This is a genomic window from Pseudomonas sp. IT-P176 (genome assembly GCF_949767245.1).
In the GTDB taxonomy this organism is placed as follows: domain Bacteria; phylum Pseudomonadota; class Gammaproteobacteria; order Pseudomonadales; family Pseudomonadaceae; genus Aquipseudomonas.
In genome coordinates, this window is record NZ_CATKPN010000068.1 from 123,651 (window position 1) to 141,516 (window position 17,866).

Below are 17,866 nucleotides of genomic sequence, written 5' to 3' on the forward strand. Positions count from 1 at the left end.
TGTTTCATTCCAGGAGGCTAGGTACCAGCTCCCTGGCAATGGCGCGCGATATCGAGACCCGGAACAGCGCACCCACCACTGAATGTACGGTGGCCGTGTTTACCGCCCGGCCATTGATCAACAGGGTCAATGGCTGTCCGATCGACTCCGCAGTGACCTTGCGCATGCGTTCAGCAGCCTGGGGGGTAAGTGTGACACTCAAATCCACGGTCTCGGTGCTGGATCTGTCGATGTCCTTTAACAACAGTTCCATCCTGGTGAAGTCCAGGGCCGATGAGAAACCGATCTCGGCAGCCTGACTGGAGGTGCATACCACCATTGCCAACAACACCGTCCAAACCTTGCAGTGCATGTGCACCCTCCTGATTCAATGGGAAAACCTGCTCGCAGGGTAGCCTATGCCCGGCGGCGTCCGCCCACAGGAACATCGCACACAATGTTGCAGAGGGCGCACCTGTATAGGCTCTGGCAACACTGGCCTTGTGATCGCTGGCCTGCCTGCGTAACGTGTCGGCACCTGCCTGGAGACCCAACGATGCGTGCTGCCCGTTCCCTGATGTTTGTCGCCCTGCTCCCGCTGTTTGCCGGTTGCCAGTTGCTCGAGAGTCCGCCCCAGGCGCCCTCCACCGCTGGCCTGACCCGCATGCAGGGCGAGCTCGGCATGGCCAACGGCAAGCTGGTGTTCAAGCCCTGCCAGGGCAACACCCTGTATGCCGTGCATGACGGCGCCAGCACCAGCGTCATGCAAGAGGCCGCCACACTGGCCGGGACCCAGCACCAGGTATTCGCCGATCTGCGTGGCCGGGTACCCTCGGCAAAAGTTACGGACGGCCAGGCGCAACTGGATGTCCAGCAACTCTATCGCCTGGAACGCTCGACGAGTGCCTGCAACAGTCCAGACTTCCAGAAACTGATCCTGCAGGCCGGCGGCAATACGCCCAACTGGAGCGTCAAGATCAGTGGCAAGGGCATGCTGGTCGAGCGCGCTGGACAACCGGCCCTGGTCCTGCCCTATCTGGAAGAACAATTGGGTGACGGGCGCTTTCACCTCAGCAGCGAAGCCAATAACCAACGCGTCGAACTGTGGATCGCTCCCCAACGCTGCGTCGACCCGAGCCGCCCCAGCGTCCAGTTCATGAGCGCCGAGTTGCGGGTTAACGATCAGGTACAACGTGGCTGCGCCTATTTTGGCGGCTCACGCAGCGACTGATGCGACGAGCTGTTGTTTTAGCCTCACTGGAAATCCCGGTTGAGGCTTATAATCTGCGGTTTGCAACGCCTTGGCGCATTGGTGCGCCCGCGAACCGGATACCGACATGTTACGAATCACCGAACTCAAGCTGCCAATCGACCATCCCGAAGAAGACCTGCGCCCTGCCATCGTGCAGCGCCTGGGCATCGCCAGTGATGACCTGCTCGATTTCACCTTGTTCAAGCGCAGCTACGATGCGCGCAAAAAGTCCTCCGAACTGTGCTTCATCTACACCATTGACCTGAGCCTGCGGGACGAGGCCAAGGTGCTGCAGGCGTTCGCCGATGACCGTAACGTCAATCCCGCCCCGGATGTCAGCTACAAGGTCGTGGGCCACGCCCCACAAGACCTGAGCGAGCGCCCGGTGGTAGTCGGTTTTGGTCCCTGCGGGATTTTCGCCGGGCTGTTGCTGGCCCAGATGGGCTTCAAGCCGATCATCCTCGAACGTGGCACCGAAGTCCGCCAGCGCACCAAGGACACCTGGGGCCTGTGGCGCAAAAGCGTGCTCAACCCCGAGTCGAACGTGCAGTTCGGCGAAGGCGGTGCCGGTACGTTTTCCGACGGCAAGCTGTACAGCCAGATCAAGGATCCCAAGCACCACGGCCGCAAAGTCCTGCACGAGTTCGTCAAGGCCGGCGCGCCGGATGAAATCCTCTACGTCAGCAAGCCGCACATCGGTACGTTCCGCCTGACGGGTGTCGTGGAAAACATGCGTGAGCAGATTCGTGCCCTGGGTGGCGAAGTGCGCTTCCAGCAACGGGTCACTGACGTGCTGATCGAAGACGGCCAACTGACCGGCGTCGAACTGGCCAGCGGCGAGCAGATCCACTCCCGCCACGTGATCCTGGCGCTGGGCCACAGTGCCCGCGACACCTTCCGCATGCTCCACGGCCGCGGCGTGTACATGGAGGCCAAGCCGTTCTCCGTGGGTTTTCGCATCGAGCACCCACAATCGCTGATCGACAGTGCGCGCCTGGGCAAGTACGCCGGTCACCCGAAACTCGGCGCCGCCGACTACAAACTGGTGCACCACGCCAAGAACGGTCGCTCGGTCTACAGCTTCTGCATGTGCCCAGGCGGTACGGTGGTAGCAGCTACCTCCGAGCCCAATCGTGTAGTCACCAACGGCATGAGCCAGTACTCGCGTAACGAGCGCAACGCCAACTCCGGGATTGTCGTGGGTATTACCCCGGAAGTGGACTACCCGGGTGGCCCGCTGGCTGGTATCGAGTTGCAGGAGCAACTGGAGTCCCACGCCTTTGTGCTCGGCGGCAGCAACTACGAGGCACCGGCGCAACTGGTCGGCGACTTCATTGCCGGCAAGCCGTCGACCGCGCTGGGCAGCGTCGAACCTTCCTACAAACCTGGGGTGGCCCTGGGTGACCTGGCGCTGGCATTGCCGGCCTTTGCCATCGAAGCCATCCGCGAAGCCCTGCCGGCATTCGAGAAGCAGATTCGCGGCTACTCGCTGCATGACGCGGTGCTGACCGGGATCGAAACCCGCACCTCGTCGCCCCTGCGCATCACCCGTAACGAGTCGATGCAGAGCCTGAACGTCAAGGGCCTGTTCCCGGCCGGTGAAGGCGCTGGCTACGCGGGTGGGATTCTCTCGGCGGGCGTCGATGGGATTCGCATTGCTGAAGCCGTGGCTCGGGATATCCTGGGCATCGAAGCTTAAACACCTGGTGGGAGCGGGATTACTCGCTCCCACCAAGTCGTTGTGTCAGATGTTTGCGCGCAACACACTGGCCGGCAGTGCCTCACCCCGCTCGACGCTGGCCGCAACGGCCGCGATCAAGCCACTCAACTCGTAACCCTGGGCCTTCAGCCAGTCCTGATCGTAGTAGGTGGTTGCATAACGCTCGCCGCCGTCACACAGAATGGCCACAATCGACCCACTCTCCCCCGCCGCGACCATCTGCTGGGCCGCCATCAACGCGCCAATCAGGTTAGTCCCACTGGAACCGCCGACGTTGCGACCCAAGCGTTGCGCCAGGTAATGCATGGCCGCCAGTGACAAGGCGTCCGGCACCTTGACCATCGCATCGATCACCTTCGGCAGGAACGACGCCTCGACCCGCGGCCGACCGATGCCTTCGATACGCGAACCACACTCCAGGCGCAGGCTCGCATCGCCACTCAGGTAATAGTCAAAGAACACCGAACGCTCGGCATCGGCACAGAGCACCCGGGTGGCGTGCTGCCGGTAACGCACGTAGCGCCCCAGGGTCGCGGTGGTGCCGCCGGTGCCGGGGCTGGAAATCAGCCAACTGGGTTCCGGATGCCGCTCGAAACGCATCTGCTGAAAGATCGACTCGGCGATGTTGTTGTTGGCCCGCCAATCGGTGGCGCGCTCGGCGTAGGTGAACTGATCGATGAAGTGCCCATCGTGCTCACGGGCCAGGCGCTCGGACTCGGCATAGATCTGCGTCGGGTCCTGCACCAGGTGGCTCTTGCCGCCGTAGAACTCGATTTGCGCGATCTTTTCCCGGGAAGTGCTGGCCGGCATCACCGCAATGAACGGCAGTCCCAGCAGTCGAGCGAAGTAGGCCTCGGAGATCGCCGTCGAACCGCTGGACGCCTCGATCACCGGGGCGCCCGGCTTGAGCCAGCCATTACACAGCGCATATAGAAACAGCGAGCGGGCCAACCGATGCTTGAGGCTGCCGGTGGGATGGCTGGATTCATCCTTGAAGTACAGTTCGATGCCCGGCAACCCCGCCAACGGCAACGGGATCAGGTGGGTATCGGCACTGCGCTGGAAGTCGGCTTCGATGATGCGGATGGCTTCGCGGGCCCATTGGCGGCTGTCGCTCATGGTGGGTTACTCGTGGAATCAATGACGGCGGAAGGAAACCTGAGGGTGACAACAGGCCAATTCTTAAGCTTAGGAAAAAACCTACATAACGCACAGGTACAGCTGGGGTTCAATACGCCAGCCAACTGCTAGGCTGTGTGCAGCTTGGGTTGTAACGGCATATAACAAAAAAGAATATAACTTTTGTTTTAACAACTAACCGCACAGGTTAGGGTGTGCCACCTTTTGAATCTATAGATGGAGAGCGACCTTGCCTCTGCGTAGCACTTTCACTCGTTTCTTTCAGTTGGAAGCTGCCAGCGGTCTGTTATTGATTGCCGCTGCAGTCCTGGCCCTGATCATCAACAACTCACCGCTGTCCTGGCTCTACACCGGCTTGCTGGACACCCCCGTGGTGGCCCAGATCGGCGCCTTGAAAATCGCCAAGCCGCTGTTGCTGTGGATCAACGACGGCCTGATGGCCCTGTTCTTCCTGCTGATAGGCCTTGAGGTCAAGCGTGAAGTCCTCGATGGTCACCTGTCCAAACCTTCGCAGATCGTCCTCCCAGGTGCCGCCGCCGTCGGTGGCATGCTGGTGCCAGCGCTGATCTACTGGTTCCTCAACCGCGACAACCCACCGGCCCTGAATGGTTGGGCGATTCCGACCGCCACCGACATTGCCTTCGCCCTGGGCGTACTGGCCTTGCTGGGCAAGCGTGTACCGGTGTCGCTGAAGCTGTTCCTGATGACCCTGGCCATCATCGATGACCTGGGCGCGATCATCATCATTGCGATCTTCTACTCGGGCGCGCTCTCGACCCTGTCGTTGATGCTGGCGGGCGCATGTATTGCCGCGCTGGTGGCGATGAATCGCCTGGGGGTGGTCAAGCTGGGCCCGTACATGATCATCGGCCTGATCCTCTGGGTCTGCGTGCTCAAGAGTGGTGTCCACGCCACGCTGGCCGGGGTGACACTGGCGTTCTGCATCCCGTTGCGCACCAAAAATGCCGAGCCCTCGCCCTCTCTGAGCCTGGAACATGCACTGCATCCGTGGGTCGCCTACGGCATCCTGCCGCTGTTCGCGTTTGCCAACGCCGGCCTGTCGCTGAGCGGCGTCACCGTCGAGAGCTTCACCCACATGGTGCCGATGGGCATCGCCATCGGCCTGCTGCTGGGGAAAACCGTCGGTGTGTTCGGCCTGACCTGGCTGGCGGTTAAATCCGGTATTGCTGCCCTACCCGCCGGCGCCAACTGGGGCCAGGTCCTGGGTGTGGCGATTCTCTGCGGGATCGGCTTCACCATGAGCCTGTTCGTCGGCTCCCTGGCCTTTGTGGCGGACAGCAGCGAATACGCCGGCATGGACCGCATGGGTATCCTCACCGGTTCGCTGTTCGCCGCCCTGATCGGCTATGCCGTGATGGTGGTAGCGAGCCGCAAGAACCCGGCACAGGCTGCCTAGCCAGCCGATTAAAAGCCAGAAAAACAAAACCCCGATCAGTTGCCTGATCGGGGTTTTGTTTTAACGGTTGGAACTTAGTGCGATACGCGGCTGGTGCCGTCGACGGTGGAGATGCGTACACGCTCACCCACACGGAACACTTCGTTTTCCTGAACCTGCTGCACATAGGCACGCATGCTGCCGTCGTCTTCACGCACGGTGATTTCCACGCCCTGGGTACGGGTCAGGCCTTCTTCAGTGGCCGAACCGATCAAGCCACCCGCTACCGCACCAATGACCGCGGCAACGATACTGCCTTTGCCGCCACCAATCGCGCTGCCACCGACACCACCCACCGCCGCGCCAGCCAGGCCGCCGATAGGGGTCTTGGTGCCTTCGATTTTCACCGGACGCAGGGACTCGATGGTGCCCATGCGCACGGTCTGCACGCGACGCGCTTCGTCACGGGAGTAGGAGTCACCGGTCAGGCTGGACTGGCAACCCGTGAGCAACATCGCCATCGTGGAAAAGGTAGCAACCAGCAGAACAGACTTACGCATAACATCAACTCCAAAGGACAGGTATTCATTAAACTCCGCAGCTTGACGCCTGTCACGGCGCCGCCCGGATAAAATTGGTTTCATTCAGGCGCGGTACAGCGGCGTCTGCGAGGTCATCACACAGTAGCGGCCATTCTGAAAAATTGCGTCATCCCTAAAGGATTTCCATGGATTACTTCATCATTATCGTCACCACGGTCGCCGGCCTGTACTTCCACTGGTGGCTGTACGTGCGAATCAAGCGCTGGATGGACCGCGACCTGGCGCTGTCATTGGCGGGTAATGACGAACAGAAAAAGCAGTTCATGCTGCAGCAACTGGACCGTGCCCGGCAGCAACGCATCAAACGCCGCGACCTGGCGCAGTGGCTGGAGGCGGCCGCATCCACCTATCCTGCCCGGTAGACTGCTCAGGGCGCTAGACGTTCACGGCTCCAACTACCGTCTTGCAGACGGTAGTTCAAGCGATCGTGAAGACGACTGGCACGCCCCTGCCAGAACTCGATGCGCTCGGGCAACAGGCGATAGCCGCCCCAATGCTCCGGGCAATCAGGCTGGCTATCGCGAAAGCGCTGCTCGGTAGCCTTGAGCAATCCTTCAAGCTCAGCACGATCGGCGATCACTCGACTCTGCGGGGAAGCCCACGCCCCCAGGCGACTGCCCAATGGCCGCACCTGGTAATAGGCATCGGACTCCTGCGGCGTGACCTTGACCACCCGCCCCTCGATGCGCACCTGGCGCTCCAGGGCCGGCCAGAAGAAGGTCATGGCGGCATAGGGGTTGGCCGCCAACTGCTGGCCCTTGGCACTCTGGTAGTTGGTGAAGAAGGTAAAACCTTGCTCATCCAGGCCCTTGAGCAACAGGATCCGGCAATGCGGACGACCCTGCGCATCAACAGTGGCCACGGTCATGGCATTGGCCTCGACCGGAGGCTGTTCGGTTTTCACCGCCTCGGCAAACCACTGATGAAACAGGGCGAAGGGTTCGGCCGGGGCCTGGGCCTCGGTCAAACCATCGCGGGTGTAGTCGCGGCGCATATCAGCCAGAGCCTGGGTCACGGCGTTTTCCTTGTGCTGGGTCGATCAGTTTGCAGCAGCTTTGGCCGGCACCGGTTTTTTCGCCGGGGTCGGGGTCTTTGCTGGCTGCTTTTTAGCCGGTGCGGCTTTCTTGGCGGTGGTCTTTTTCGCCGGTACAGCTTTTTTCGCTGCCGTAGCTTTTTTATCGGCCAGGGCAACGCTGGCAGGTTTGGCGTCCTGGATCGCAACCATCTCGGCCACCGGCGGGGTCGGCGAGCTGTACTTGCTCAGCAGGGCCAGCATAGTGGTGCGCTGGGTCAGCACGATCTCGACACGTCGGTTCAAGGCGCGTCCCTGGGTACTGTCATTGGCTGCACGCGGCATCAGGTCACCCATGCCACGCAACATCAGGCGATCACGCTTCATGCCGCCGAGGCTGAAGATCGAGGCCACCGAGGTCGCACGCTCCTTGCTCAGGGTCTGGGTCGCCGGGGCTGCGCCCGAAGAGTCGCCGTGGCCGAGCACCAGGACCGAAGTCTTGGTGTCGGATTCCACCAGCTTGGCAATCCGAGTGAACGGGCCGAGGGTCGAAGGCAACAGCATGGCCGGGCGTTTCGGGTTGAATGCTTCATCCACCGGAACGATCACTACCAGGATGTTCTCGCGACGCTCTACCTGCAGGCGCTTGTCCTGAATAGCACTGCGCAGGCGCGGCTCGTAGTCGTCCAGCCAGGCCTGGGTGATTTTCGGGTCAGGCATCGGTACATCCTTGATGTCCGCCTTGGTCACAGCCTTGGTCTGGTCGCTGAACGGCCACCACCATTTGCTCTCGGAGTCGGCCTTGGCCGCTGCGGCGGCAGCGCTGGTCGCCGTGAGCGGCACCACAGGCGCGGTGGTTTTGCTATCGACGGCGGCTTTGGTGGTGCTCTCCTTGGAGGAGAACGGCCACCAACTGCTGCCACTGTCCTGGGCCTTGGCCACAGGAGCCGGGGTTGTCGGGGCGGTAGCGGTAGTCTTGTCGGCAGGTGCTGCCGGCGCCGCTTTGGCATCGACCTTGGCGTCCGGCTTGGCGCTGCCTTTGTCCGCAACCTTGTCGGAACCGGAACCGAATGACCACCAAGGGCCACCGTCTGCGTCACTTTGTGGGGTTTGTGCACAACCGGTGATGCTGAGACACAGGGCCAAGGCTAAAAATTTGTTCGGTGACATGGGATATCCACAAAATGAGATAAAAAGCTGTGGGTCTGCGACCCGTATAAACAGATGCTGTGCAACATGAAAAGCCACAGGGTTCCATTCCATGACTTGGTGGCATCTTTTATCAGAAAAATGCCTGGCAACCACCTTTTTACAGACAATCGCCGAGAACCCGCACCAGCCTCTGCGCACGCGGGTCCATCAACACGTAAGGGCCCAGGGTATTGGTGACAAAACCGAAGGCCACATCGTGCTCGGGATCAGCAAACCCGACGGATCCCCCCGCCCCAGGATGACCAAAAGCCCGAGGGCCGAGGCCGAAGGTGGCGTTGGGTACGTCCGGCTGATCCAGCATACAACCCAGGCCAAAACGCGTCCGGGTCAGTAGTGTCTTGTCCTCGCCCAGGCTGTGCTCGCGCGTCAGTTCCTGGAGCATGTCACTTTCCAGCAGGCTGCCATCCAGCAGTCCACTGTAGAAGCCGGCCAGGCTGCGGGCATTGCCGTGGCCATTGGCCGCCGGCTGTTGCATTCGTCGCCACTCTGGCTTGTTGGTGCTGGTCATGATCGAGGGCGGATTGGTAAACGCCCGGGTGCTCATGGCTGTTGGCTCGCGCAAAGTGACCTGCAACAGGCGCTGGGCGACCGCATCGCCGACGTTGCCTTTGCCCCGTGCGATGTGCGCCACCCGATGGAACTCTGCATCGGCCAGGCCGACATGGAAATCCAGCCCCAAGGGGCGTGCCACCCGCGCGACGATCGATTCGCCCGGACCGCGGCCATCGGCCCGACGCAACAGTTCACCCACCAGCCAGCCATAGGTGATTGCCGCATAACCATGGCCTTCACCCGGCGTCCACCAAGGAGCTTCGGCCGCCAGGGCCTCCACCATGGTCTGCCAGTCATAGAGTGCTTCGGGTGCCAGCAACTCACGCAGTGCCGGCAGGCCTGCCTGGTGGCACAACAACTGGCGCAAGGTCACCGCTTCCTTGCCGGCGGCGGCGAACTCGGGCCAGTAGCGTGCGACCGGCGCATCGAGTTGCAGCTTGCCCTCGGCAACCAGTTGCAGGGCGGTCACGGCGGTAAAGGTCTTGGTGCAGGAAAACAGGTTGGCGATGGTATCGCTGTGCCATGCCTGACTGCCGTCCTTGTCGGCCGTGCCCGCCCACAGGTCGAGGACGGTTTCGCCACCGATCTGGATGCACAATGCCGCGCCGCGTTCCTGGGAGTTATCGAACAGTGCCGCGAAGGCTTCGCGTACTGCTTCGAATTGAAGCTCGTAATGACCCTGAATCTGCACCAACCACTCCCCGGAGAAACATCTCGAATCGTTAGCGCATTGTTCCAGCCCTTGAGGGTTTTGGGAACCCGCTCGGGCTGGGCGGTCGCTGGTTTAAAGGGGTTGCTTCAGCGATTAATGGCCATTACCCGAATGCCCACCGGTGTGGCCGCCCTGCCCCGCGCCCTGCGGCTCGTGAGCAGGCTTTTCGCCCTCGGGTTTGTCACCCGCATTGGCGGCTTTCTCGGCGGCCAGTCGGGCTTGTTCGCCCGCCTTGGCGAGCTGATCGACGGCCTGCAGATTGGCCTTGCGCACACTGTCGACAAAACCTTGAAACGGAATATCGGTGATCCCCACCAGGCCAAAATGTCCGTTCTCGCCATCCAGCAAACGCCCGGTCACCGGTTGATCGAGGTACTGGAACCAGTGCACCCCGACAATCGACGGCTCGCTGAGCGCCTGTTTGACGAAGTTGGCATACGCCGGTCCCCGCTCCTCCTCCCTCGCTAGCTCCGTTACCCCACCCCAGAATGGGCCGCGATCCCGTGAACCGAAGTTGAACTCAGTGATCAGCACCGGCTTATCCAGCGCCTGCAACTGGCTGAAGTCATAGCCGTCCTGGGGCTTGAGCGTGTACAGGTTGAAGCTCAGCACATCGCAATACTGTGCACAGGACGCCACCGCTTCGGGCGTACTGACGGCAAACCGGCCGCCGAGCAGCAGGTGGTTCGGCGCATGCCATTTCAACGAATCGGAAATGGTCTTGAAGTAGGTGTCGGCAAAGACCTTCTGGAAGTATTTGAAGTCGGCTTCGATTTCCGGATGCTCGGGATTGGGTACCGGCGGCACAAACCCTGGGTCTTCCATCAATTCCCAGGCTGGCAGATCAATGCCCCAGGCCTTCGACAGGCCGGCCTGATTGCGGTACTTGTCGCGCAACTGCTTGAGGAAGGCGCGCTTGGCCGGCACGTCGGTGGTCATTTTCAACGTGCCATACGCCAGGGCATAACGCGCCTTGGGATCGTCACCGGGACCGGCCCAGGCCAGCTCGTTGTCCGCAAAGTAGCCGATCAACCAGGGATCATCCCGATGATCGCGTGCGGCAATGGCCACTGCACGTTCGGTGGCCATGGCAAAACGCGGGTCGAACGGGTCGGGCATGCCGCCCCACCAGTCGTTCCCGGTACTGATGCTGGTGTAATCGCCGACGATCGACAACGGCAAGGTGTAGGGCATTCGTGCGCTGTGGCCCAGAGCCGGCTCGCTCCAGTTGCCCAGGGTGTTGAAGCCCCACGCCTGCAGGCGATCCAGGGTGTGCCCGGCCCAGCGTTTTTCATCGAAGGCATAAGGTGCGCACGGCGCGACGGGCGCTTCGGCGCCGGTCTCGGCAACCTTCGCCGGGGTGCCGGCGACACAAGGCTGACCGTAGGTGCGTTGCAGGTTGGCGCCATAAAAGTCATACCAGCGACCGCCATTGAAGGCACGCCCGCGATCGACGCCATTGCCGCCGCGGTTATCGCCTTCACCGTAATGCACGGCCAGCGGCTGGTCGTTGCCCGGCAATACTTCGAACATGCCCTCGCGACCGGCGACGTAAGTCTGGTTGGCGTCTGCAGTGACCGTGTTGACCCCCAGGGAGTAGAACGGGTGACCTTGTGGTGTCACCAGGTACCAGCGCCCGTCGCGTTTCTCGGTGCGAAAAAAGCCGCTGGCCTTGAAGGCCGGGCCCTTGTTCAAGCCGCCGAAGGGGTCCAGGGCCGAGCGCTCGCGCTGGGCCAGCCAGCCACTCAATTGCTGCTGTTCCTTGGCGGCGGCCGCCTTGAGCTGCTCGTCAGTGGCGATCTTTTCCGGCCATTTCGCCCGGCTCGACTGTCCATAGGCATCCACCAGGGAACCGTAGACCGCCTGGGTGACCGCCGCGCCGTCCTGCACGCCAAAGCGCTCGATCAGGATGCTCTGGGCCACTTTCGGCTGATCCATCGACAGAGTGACGGACACCACCTGGGCAGGGTCCAACTCACCCTCGCTGCTGGCCAGCAGGATCCGCTGACCATCAACGGTCATCGGCATCGGCGGGCCGGCCTTCATGCCTTGGCTCAGGGGTGAACTTGGCTTAAGCGGCACCAACAGGGTTTGCGCCGGTCCGGCAGGCAAGTCGACGCGGCTGACCAGGGTTTTACCGTCGTTGCTCTGGATCTTGACGTAAAGCGTCACAGCCCAGTTCATCGCGCTCTGCAGGCGCAGGCTCATGACCCCCGATTGCGACCAGTCCCAGGCCCCGGTTTGCGGGGTCAGGCGCAGGCTTGGTTGCGCCGTCGGGTTGAACGTCACACGCCGCAGCACTTCGCCCTCGGCCGTTTGCTCCGCGTTGGATTGCGGCAGACTGGCATCCTGTGTCGTCACCTGGACCACATCGGCAGGCCGGACAAAGTTGAACAGCGTCTGCTGCCCGGCGGGTGCCGCCAGCAGAGGCGCAGCGAACATCAGGGCAAAAACAGCGGGTAACGAGCGGCGAATCATATGAACCAGGTTCTCCCTAGGGCCAGTGTGAAATCGGTGATAGGAGATAGACAACGAAGTGGGCGTTTCCGCCCACCCTGTCTCAAGATATTTCGCGACGGAACGGTGGCAAGGCGTTGAGGATCGCCTTTCCGTAACGCTGCGTGACCAGGCGCCGGTCAAGCAAGGTGATGGTGCCGCGGTCTTCTTCGGTGCGCAGCAGGCGACCGCAAGCCTGGACCAGCTTGAGCGAGGCGTCCGGCACAGAGATTTCCATGAACGGATTGCCGCCCCGCGCTTCGATCCATTCGGCCAGTGCGGCTTCCACCGGGTCATCGGGAACCGAGAACGGGATCTTGGCGATCACCACGTGCTCGCAATAGGCCCCCGGCAAGTCGACACCTTCGGCAAAACTGGCCAGGCCGAACAGCACGCTGGAGTCGCCACCATCGACCCGCGCCTTGTGCTTGTTCAGGGTTTCCTGCTTCGACAGGTTGCCTTGAATGAACACTTGCTTGCGCCAGTCGCGGTCGAGGCCGTCGAACACGTCCTGCATCTGTTTGCGCGAGGAAAACAGCACCAGGGTGCCACGCGAGCCTTCCACCAGTTCCGGCAGGTCGCGGATGATCGCCGCAGTGTGCGCCGGGGCGTCACGCGGGTCGGCACGCAGGTCGGGAACCCGCAGCACACCGGCATCGGCATGGTGAAACGGGCTCGGCACGACCGCCGTCACGGCTTTTTTCGGCAGGCCGGCACGCATACGGAAGCGGTCGAAGGTGCCGAGGGCGGTCAGGGTGGCCGAGGTCACCAAGGCACCGTAGGCGATATTCCAGAGGTTGCGCCGGAGCATTTCCGCAGCCAGGATCGGGCTGGCATTGACCTCGATATCGAACAGCGAACCGCTTTCGGCCAGGGTCAGCCAGCGCGCCATGGGCGGGTTGTCTTCCGGGTCTTCGGCGGTAAAGGCGGTCCACAATTCCCAGTTGCCCTGGGAGCGAGACAGCAGGCTGCCAAACAGCGGGTACCATTCTTCCGCCTGGTTGCTGGCGATACCAATGTTGACCTCGCCGTCCATACCTTCCTTGAGCAGCTCCGTGAGCCGGGTGAAGACATCGGTCAGGCGGGCAAAGCCCTTCTTCAGTTCGATGCCCATCTCGCGCATGTGCTCGGGAATCACCCCACCGACAAACCGATGACGCGGGCGCTCACGGCCTTCGACGTCTTCGCCGGGCTTGAAGTCGGCTACTTGCTCGCAGGCACTGAACATGAACTGCTGCTGGGTCTTGATCTCACGCGCCAGCTCCGGCACTTGCTCGATCAGCTTGCCCAAGTCGCCGGGCAACGGGTGCTGGGCGAGCAACTTGGTGAGATTCTTGGCGGTGGTTTCCAGCCAGTCGGCGGTGGAGCGCAGGCGCGTGTAATGGGCGAAGTGGCCGATGGCCTTGTCCGGCAGGTGGTGGCCTTCGTCAAACACATAGATGGTGTCACGCGGGTCCGGCAGCACGGCACCGCCACCCAGGGCCAGGTCGGCGAGGACCATGTCGTGGTTAGTGACAATCACATCGACCTTGCCCATGCCTTCGCGCGCCTTGTAAAAGGCGCACTGACCAAAATTGGGGCAATGGCGGTTGGTGCACTGGCTGTGGTCGGTGGTCAGGCGCGCCCAGTCGGCATCTTCCAGGGCGGTGGACCAACTGTCGCGGTCGCCGTCCCACTTATTGCCGGCGAGTTTCTCGATCATGCTGGTGAACAGCTTCTGACTGGCCTCATCGACCTCGATCTTGAAGCCTTCTTCCTCGAACAGCTGGGCCGTGGCGGTTTGCGCGTGGCCTTCTTGCAGCAGCATGTCGAGCTTGGACAGGCACATGTAGCGACCCCGGCCCTTGGCCAGGGCAAAGCTGAAATTCAGCCCGCTGTTGCGCATCAGGTCCGGCAGGTCCTTGTAGACGATCTGCTCTTGCAGGGCGACGGTGGCGGTGGCAATCACCAGGCGCTTGCCGGCGGCCTTGGCAGTGGGAATCGCCGCCAGGCTGTAGGCCACGGTCTTGCCGGTACCGGTACCGGCTTCCACCGCGACAATCGCGGGGTCGCCACTGCGCCGGCCTTCGTCGTCGGTGTCGATGTCACCCAGAACTTTGGCAATTTCGGCGATCATCAGGCGCTGGCCGTAGCGCGGCTTAAGGCTCTTGGCTTCGAGAAAACGCGAATAAGCGCCCTGGATCGTGGTTTTGAGTTCAGTGCTGATCATGGATTGTCGGGCGCAAAAAACGCTGGATAAATTTTCAGTGGTTCGGATCGGCCGCTATCATACCCCGCTAATTAATCCCGCGCAGAACGGAGTACCCCAATGACACTTTTCGCCTTCATTTATAGCCTGCACACACTGGCAGCCCTGGTGTGGGTCGGCGGCATGTTTTTCGCCTGGATGGTCCTGCGCCCCGCCGCCGTAAAGGCCCTCGAGGGCCCGGCCCGCCTTAAATTGTGGGTGGAAGTGTTCCCGCGCTTTTTTCTCTGGGTCTGGATTGCCGTGCTGATCCTGCCGATCAGCGGCGTCGGCCTGATCCACCTGCGCTTCAACGGCTTCGAAACCGCCCCACGCTACGTGCAGATCATGATGGGCCTGTACCTGGTGATGACTGCATTGTTCATTCGTATTCAAGCACTGCAACTGCCCGAGCTACGCAAGGCCGTCCTGGCCGAAGACTGGCCGACCGGCGCCGCCACCTTGGGCGGGATACGGCGCCTGGTGGGAATCAATTTGATTGTAGGATTGGTGCTGGTCGCAATTGCGGCGGCGCGCCCGACATTTTAAAGACACAGAGCCCGCCGCCCCCAGCGACCACCGCGCAACCGGCCGAGCGTTAGCTCGTCTGAAGCTTTTAATCTCGAGGCCGCTGGGGCGAGGACTGCGTCCTCGAACGCAGCCTCGCGGGCTCGGCAGCTGCTACAGGGGATTGCCGAGATTGATCATGTGGCGCAGGTCGTCATCGCGGGCAAGCCCGCTCCTACAGTAATTTGCGGTACTTGCAGATCCCGCATCCCCCGACAAAACCCCAATCACTCCCTACAGCCGCTGCAAACTAACAGCCCCAGCCGCTCCCTCTACCCCTGGCTGCCCCGCCACCCCAGGCCGCCCGCTCTTACCACCATCGGCACGATAAACCAGACACCCCTTGGCCTTGCCCCCCGCACCAGGCTTACCTCCTGCCCCCGGCACCCCTCCGGCGCCACCCTCAACCTGCACCTTGATCTGCTGCTCTGGATAATCACGTGGCAACTCCAGACGCACCAAAGCCCCTGGCGCACCAGCACGACCATCCCCCCCGTTATCCCCATCGGCACCACGTCCAGCCTCGCCCCAAGTGCAACCGGGTTCCTGACCGTTGGCCCCATCGAGCCCCACATAACCCGGGGCGCCAGCGCCACCGCGCGCATCCACCGACAACTCGGGCGCGCTCAACGACGCAATCCGCAAATTCAGGTTACGCCCGCCGCGAGCGGCCTTGAGGTAAGTACCCGGCGCACCACGGGAAGTAATCTGGCTACCACTGGCAAGCTGGGCATGCCCGACCTTCAACTGCAGGACCTGTTCACTGGGAACAATCGCAATCCGCGCCTCGCGCCCCAGGCGTAACTGACCCACGTCCAACTCAGTGACGTTCGAGGGGATCAGCAAGGTGCCATAGTCCGCAACGTCCAGACGCTCCAGCTGCAGGGTGCTGGTGGTATTGGGCAGACGCATCAGCGAATGACTTTCCACACTGACCACCTGCGCCGTGGCCAGTGGGCTTACCAGTGCGGCAAGCAAGCAGAGTTTACGCATGGCGAGGCTCCCCAGAGGTAGGGGCAGACAGGGTCCGCAGGTGAAAAATGCCAAACAGGAGGATTTGCAGGCGATCACGCCACGGGTGAGGGCGGCCCTTGAGGTTGCGGTGCACCAGCAGCACTTCCAACAGGTGGGTCAGCAGCAACAGGCTGGCCGCCAGATTGACCAGCAGATCAATCGGGTTGATTAGCGGTTCCACAAGATTGACCAGCACCACCAGCCAGAACATCAGGGTCAAACACTTGCCCAGCCCCCAAAACACTTTCATACGCTCCCCCGTGCTTCATTATTCTTTGCGCGCACAGTAACGACTTCCACGAGGGATGCGCCAGAGGTCCGTGAAAATTCTTGCGCGCCGGGCTGTTTAGCTGCCGGATCGACGAGGATCGACCATCCGGCAGCCGTCGATCAGCGACCGATCACCAGTTCAACCCGACGGTTTTTCGCCCGCCCTTCTTCGCTGGCGTTGTCGGCCACAGGCTGGCTTTCGCCCATGCCCTGGCTGGTGAGTTTGTCCGGCGTCAGCCCCTGCTCCAGCAGGAAGGCCGCGACACTGCTGGCGCGCCGTTCGGAGAGCGCCTGGTTGTAGGCGTCTGTTCCCTGGCTATCGGTATGCCCGACCACCTTGATACTCAGTACGTCGGCGTTTTTCAGTTTATCCATCAACCCCACCAATTGTTCCTGGGCCGCTGGAGTCAATTGCGCGGAATCGAAGGCGAACAACACCTCTCCCTGGTCACTCAGGGTGATCACTTCACTTTGCGGTTCGACCGGCTTGACGGTGGCCGGGTACTGGGGAATCGGACAACCCCTGTTGTCGACCGGGGTATTGGCCGGGGTATCCGGGCAATGATCGCGACGATCGAAGACCCCGTCTTCGTCCTCATCGCCATCCTGCGCGTAACAGATCAAGCCTCCCGTCAACAAACCGAGTGCCGCGCCACCAGCCGCCCAACCACCACTTTCAATTGCGCCCAGGCCTGCGCCCGCCAAGCCGCCGATAAGGCTGCAGATCGGCCAGGTACGTTGATTGAGGGGGGCAGTGCCGTCGCTGTGGGTGGCGCAACCTGTCAACAGGCTGCCGAACAGTAGTACCGGTATCACGGTCCGCGCACGAAGACTCATGGTGAATGCTCCTGTGTTACCGGCCCATACCGGTCACTCAGGAGTAAAGACCCGCATCCGCGACTGCACAAGCCGCGGATGCGAGAGGGACTAGCGGTTGATTTTGATTTCGGTACGACGGTTCATGGCACGCCCGTCAGCGGTTTTGTTGTCGGCCACTGGCTGGCTTTCACCGGCACCTTGTACCGACACGAAGCTGGCACGTGGCACACCTTCTTCAATCAGGTACTCGACCACCGAATGCGCACGTTTATCCGAGAGCTTCTCGTTATAGGCATCGCTGCCCACGCTGTCGGTATGCCCGGTGACGGTCAGTTGCGCTGTAGCTGCTTCCTGTTTCAGTCGGGAGGCAATGGTTTCCAGCTTGGTTTTGTCGGCTTCGGTCAACTTCGCTGAGTCGAACTGGAAGTGCACATCACGAATGACGATGGTTTCCTCTTTGACCACCACCACTTCTTCAACCACCGGCTCAGGTGGTGGGCAGCCATTGGCATCGACCTGCACGCCTTTTGGTGTGCCTGGGCACTTGTCACGACTGTCCAGCACGCCGTCGCCATCTTCATCACCGTCGCCATGCACCCAGCAATAAGCGGCTGCCAATCCACCTACGAACAGCGCGCCACCGCCGGCCCATGCCGAACTTTTCGTCGCGCCGAGACCCGCACCGACCACGCCGCCCACCGCCGCACAGGTCGGCCAGTCGGTTTTCTGCAAACCTGCGCAACCAGTCAACACACTGGTTAGCAGAACCAAGGGTAATGCTGTCCGAACTATGCTCATCGAGTTTTCTCCTGAGGGATCGGCGTACGACCGATTCAAGCAGTAAAGACCCGAGTTTTAATATCCGCCAGCAATAGGCCATCCTGGCTTCATCGCGTATT

At 61.7% G+C, this 17,866-nt stretch carries 17 protein-coding genes; 5 read left to right on the forward strand and 12 right to left on the reverse strand.

Features of this window, described 5'->3' with window-relative positions; genetic code table 11:
• Positions 1-4 precede the first annotated feature (4 nt).
• Complete coding sequence (locus ACM6IP_RS19745) at positions 5-352, reverse strand: hypothetical protein (protein WP_414862135.1); 348 nt, start codon at positions 350-352, stop codon at positions 5-7.
• Between the two features lie 183 nt (positions 353-535).
• Between ACM6IP_RS19745 and ACM6IP_RS19750 the strand changes: the two genes are divergently transcribed.
• Positions 536-1,210, forward strand: coding sequence for a hypothetical protein (locus ACM6IP_RS19750; protein WP_414862136.1), 675 nt, complete (start codon positions 536-538; stop codon positions 1,208-1,210).
• A gap of 106 nt (positions 1,211-1,316) precedes the next feature.
• Complete coding sequence (locus tag ACM6IP_RS19755) at positions 1,317-2,930, forward strand: NAD(P)/FAD-dependent oxidoreductase (RefSeq protein ID WP_414862137.1); 1,614 nt, start codon at positions 1,317-1,319, stop codon at positions 2,928-2,930.
• A gap of 45 nt (positions 2,931-2,975) precedes the next feature.
• On the opposite strand, the gene ACM6IP_RS19760 is transcribed toward ACM6IP_RS19755, so the two are convergent.
• Complete coding sequence (locus ACM6IP_RS19760) at positions 2,976-4,070, reverse strand: PLP-dependent cysteine synthase family protein (protein ID WP_159994109.1); 1,095 nt, start codon at positions 4,068-4,070, stop codon at positions 2,976-2,978.
• A 250-nt stretch (positions 4,071-4,320) separates the two neighbouring features.
• On the opposite strand from ACM6IP_RS19760, the gene nhaA reads away from it, so the two are divergent.
• A complete protein-coding gene (nhaA, locus tag ACM6IP_RS19765) occupies positions 4,321-5,508 on the forward strand; it encodes a Na+/H+ antiporter NhaA (protein ID WP_414862138.1) in 1,188 nt (395 codons plus the stop codon).
• 74 nt (positions 5,509-5,582) lie between these two features.
• On the opposite strand, the gene ACM6IP_RS19770 is transcribed toward nhaA, so the two are convergent.
• Positions 5,583-6,047 carry a glycine zipper 2TM domain-containing protein gene (locus tag ACM6IP_RS19770; RefSeq protein WP_095166966.1) on the reverse strand — a complete coding sequence of 155 codons (465 nt, stop codon included), beginning with the start codon at positions 6,045-6,047 and terminating at the stop codon, positions 5,583-5,585.
• A 167-nt stretch (positions 6,048-6,214) separates the two neighbouring features.
• Here ACM6IP_RS19770 and ACM6IP_RS19775 point away from each other — a divergent pair, with 167 nt between their 5' ends.
• A complete protein-coding gene (locus tag ACM6IP_RS19775) occupies positions 6,215-6,451 on the forward strand; it encodes a hypothetical protein (protein WP_414862139.1) in 237 nt (78 codons plus the stop codon).
• 5 nt (positions 6,452-6,456) lie between these two features.
• Here the strand turns inward: ACM6IP_RS19775 and pdxH are convergent, their stop codons facing one another.
• From pdxH to dinG, 5 genes are all read right to left on the reverse strand, one after another.
• A complete protein-coding gene (gene pdxH, locus ACM6IP_RS19780) occupies positions 6,457-7,104 on the reverse strand; it encodes a pyridoxamine 5'-phosphate oxidase (RefSeq protein ID WP_095166962.1) in 648 nt (215 codons plus the stop codon).
• A gap of 24 nt (positions 7,105-7,128) precedes the next feature.
• Positions 7,129-8,271 (reverse strand): OmpA family protein, encoded by a 1,143-nt coding sequence (locus ACM6IP_RS19785; RefSeq protein WP_414862140.1) that lies wholly within the window; start codon positions 8,269-8,271, stop codon positions 7,129-7,131.
• A gap of 139 nt (positions 8,272-8,410) precedes the next feature.
• Entirely contained in the window at positions 8,411-9,556 is a 1,146-nt protein-coding gene (locus tag ACM6IP_RS19790) for a serine hydrolase domain-containing protein (RefSeq protein ID WP_414862141.1), read from the reverse strand.
• 114 nt (positions 9,557-9,670) lie between these two features.
• Entirely contained in the window at positions 9,671-12,055 is a 2,385-nt protein-coding gene (locus tag ACM6IP_RS19795; RefSeq protein ID WP_414862142.1) for a beta-agarase, read from the reverse strand.
• A gap of 82 nt (positions 12,056-12,137) precedes the next feature.
• Positions 12,138-14,282, reverse strand: a complete 2,145-nt coding sequence (gene dinG / locus ACM6IP_RS19800) for an ATP-dependent DNA helicase DinG (RefSeq protein WP_095166957.1) — start codon at positions 14,280-14,282, stop codon at positions 12,138-12,140.
• Positions 14,283-14,381: 99 nt separating this feature from the next.
• Here dinG and ACM6IP_RS19805 point away from each other — a divergent pair, with 99 nt between their 5' ends.
• The gene (locus tag ACM6IP_RS19805; RefSeq protein ID WP_095166955.1) at positions 14,382-14,846 is read left to right on the forward strand and encodes a CopD family protein; all 465 of its coding nucleotides are present in this window, start codon (positions 14,382-14,384) and stop codon (positions 14,844-14,846) included.
• Between the two features lie 252 nt (positions 14,847-15,098).
• On the opposite strand, the gene ACM6IP_RS19810 is transcribed toward ACM6IP_RS19805, so the two are convergent.
• The 4 genes from ACM6IP_RS19810 to ACM6IP_RS19825 form a co-directional block, all read right to left on the reverse strand.
• Positions 15,099-15,857, reverse strand: coding sequence for a hypothetical protein (locus tag ACM6IP_RS19810; RefSeq protein WP_095166953.1), 759 nt, complete (start codon positions 15,855-15,857; stop codon positions 15,099-15,101).
• Positions 15,850-16,128, reverse strand: a complete 279-nt coding sequence (locus ACM6IP_RS19815) for a DUF1145 domain-containing protein (RefSeq protein WP_401127977.1) — start codon at positions 16,126-16,128, stop codon at positions 15,850-15,852. The genes ACM6IP_RS19810 and ACM6IP_RS19815 overlap by 8 nt, the downstream gene beginning before the upstream one ends.
• Positions 16,129-16,268: 140 nt before the next feature.
• On the reverse strand, positions 16,269-16,985 hold the full coding sequence (locus ACM6IP_RS19820; RefSeq protein ID WP_401127980.1) for an OmpA family protein: 717 nt from the start codon (positions 16,983-16,985) through the stop codon (positions 16,269-16,271).
• A gap of 90 nt (positions 16,986-17,075) precedes the next feature.
• Positions 17,076-17,765, reverse strand: a complete 690-nt coding sequence (locus ACM6IP_RS19825; RefSeq protein WP_095166947.1) for an OmpA family protein — start codon at positions 17,763-17,765, stop codon at positions 17,076-17,078.
• Positions 17,766-17,866 lie beyond the last annotated feature (101 nt).

Excerpts from the sequence above, each read along its gene's own strand:
- dinG (WP_095166957.1), bottom strand. The coding sequence starts at position 14,282 with ATGATCAGCACTGAACTCAAAACCACGATCCAGGGCGCTTATTCGCGT.
- ACM6IP_RS19755 (WP_414862137.1), top strand. The coding sequence starts at position 1,317 with ATGTTACGAATCACCGAACTCAAGCTGCCAATCGACCATCCCGAAGAA.
- ACM6IP_RS19750 (WP_414862136.1), top strand. The coding sequence starts at position 536 with ATGCGTGCTGCCCGTTCCCTGATGTTTGTCGCCCTGCTCCCGCTGTTT.
- ACM6IP_RS19760 (WP_159994109.1), bottom strand. The coding sequence starts at position 4,070 with ATGAGCGACAGCCGCCAATGGGCCCGCGAAGCCATCCGCATCATCGAA.
- ACM6IP_RS19820 (WP_401127980.1), bottom strand. The coding sequence starts at position 16,985 with ATGAGTCTTCGTGCGCGGACCGTGATACCGGTACTACTGTTCGGCAGC.
- ACM6IP_RS19825 (WP_095166947.1), bottom strand. The coding sequence starts at position 17,765 with ATGAGCATAGTTCGGACAGCATTACCCTTGGTTCTGCTAACCAGTGTG.
- ACM6IP_RS19745 (WP_414862135.1), bottom strand. The coding sequence starts at position 352 with ATGCACTGCAAGGTTTGGACGGTGTTGTTGGCAATGGTGGTATGCACC.
- ACM6IP_RS19795 (WP_414862142.1), bottom strand. The coding sequence starts at position 12,055 with ATGATTCGCCGCTCGTTACCCGCTGTTTTTGCCCTGATGTTCGCTGCG.
- ACM6IP_RS19775 (WP_414862139.1), top strand. The coding sequence starts at position 6,215 with ATGGATTACTTCATCATTATCGTCACCACGGTCGCCGGCCTGTACTTC.
- ACM6IP_RS19770 (WP_095166966.1), bottom strand. The coding sequence starts at position 6,047 with ATGCGTAAGTCTGTTCTGCTGGTTGCTACCTTTTCCACGATGGCGATG.
- ACM6IP_RS19805 (WP_095166955.1), top strand. The coding sequence starts at position 14,382 with ATGACACTTTTCGCCTTCATTTATAGCCTGCACACACTGGCAGCCCTG.
- ACM6IP_RS19810 (WP_095166953.1), bottom strand. The coding sequence starts at position 15,857 with ATGCGTAAACTCTGCTTGCTTGCCGCACTGGTAAGCCCACTGGCCACG.
- ACM6IP_RS19815 (WP_401127977.1), bottom strand. The coding sequence starts at position 16,128 with ATGAAAGTGTTTTGGGGGCTGGGCAAGTGTTTGACCCTGATGTTCTGG.
- ACM6IP_RS19785 (WP_414862140.1), bottom strand. The coding sequence starts at position 8,271 with ATGTCACCGAACAAATTTTTAGCCTTGGCCCTGTGTCTCAGCATCACC.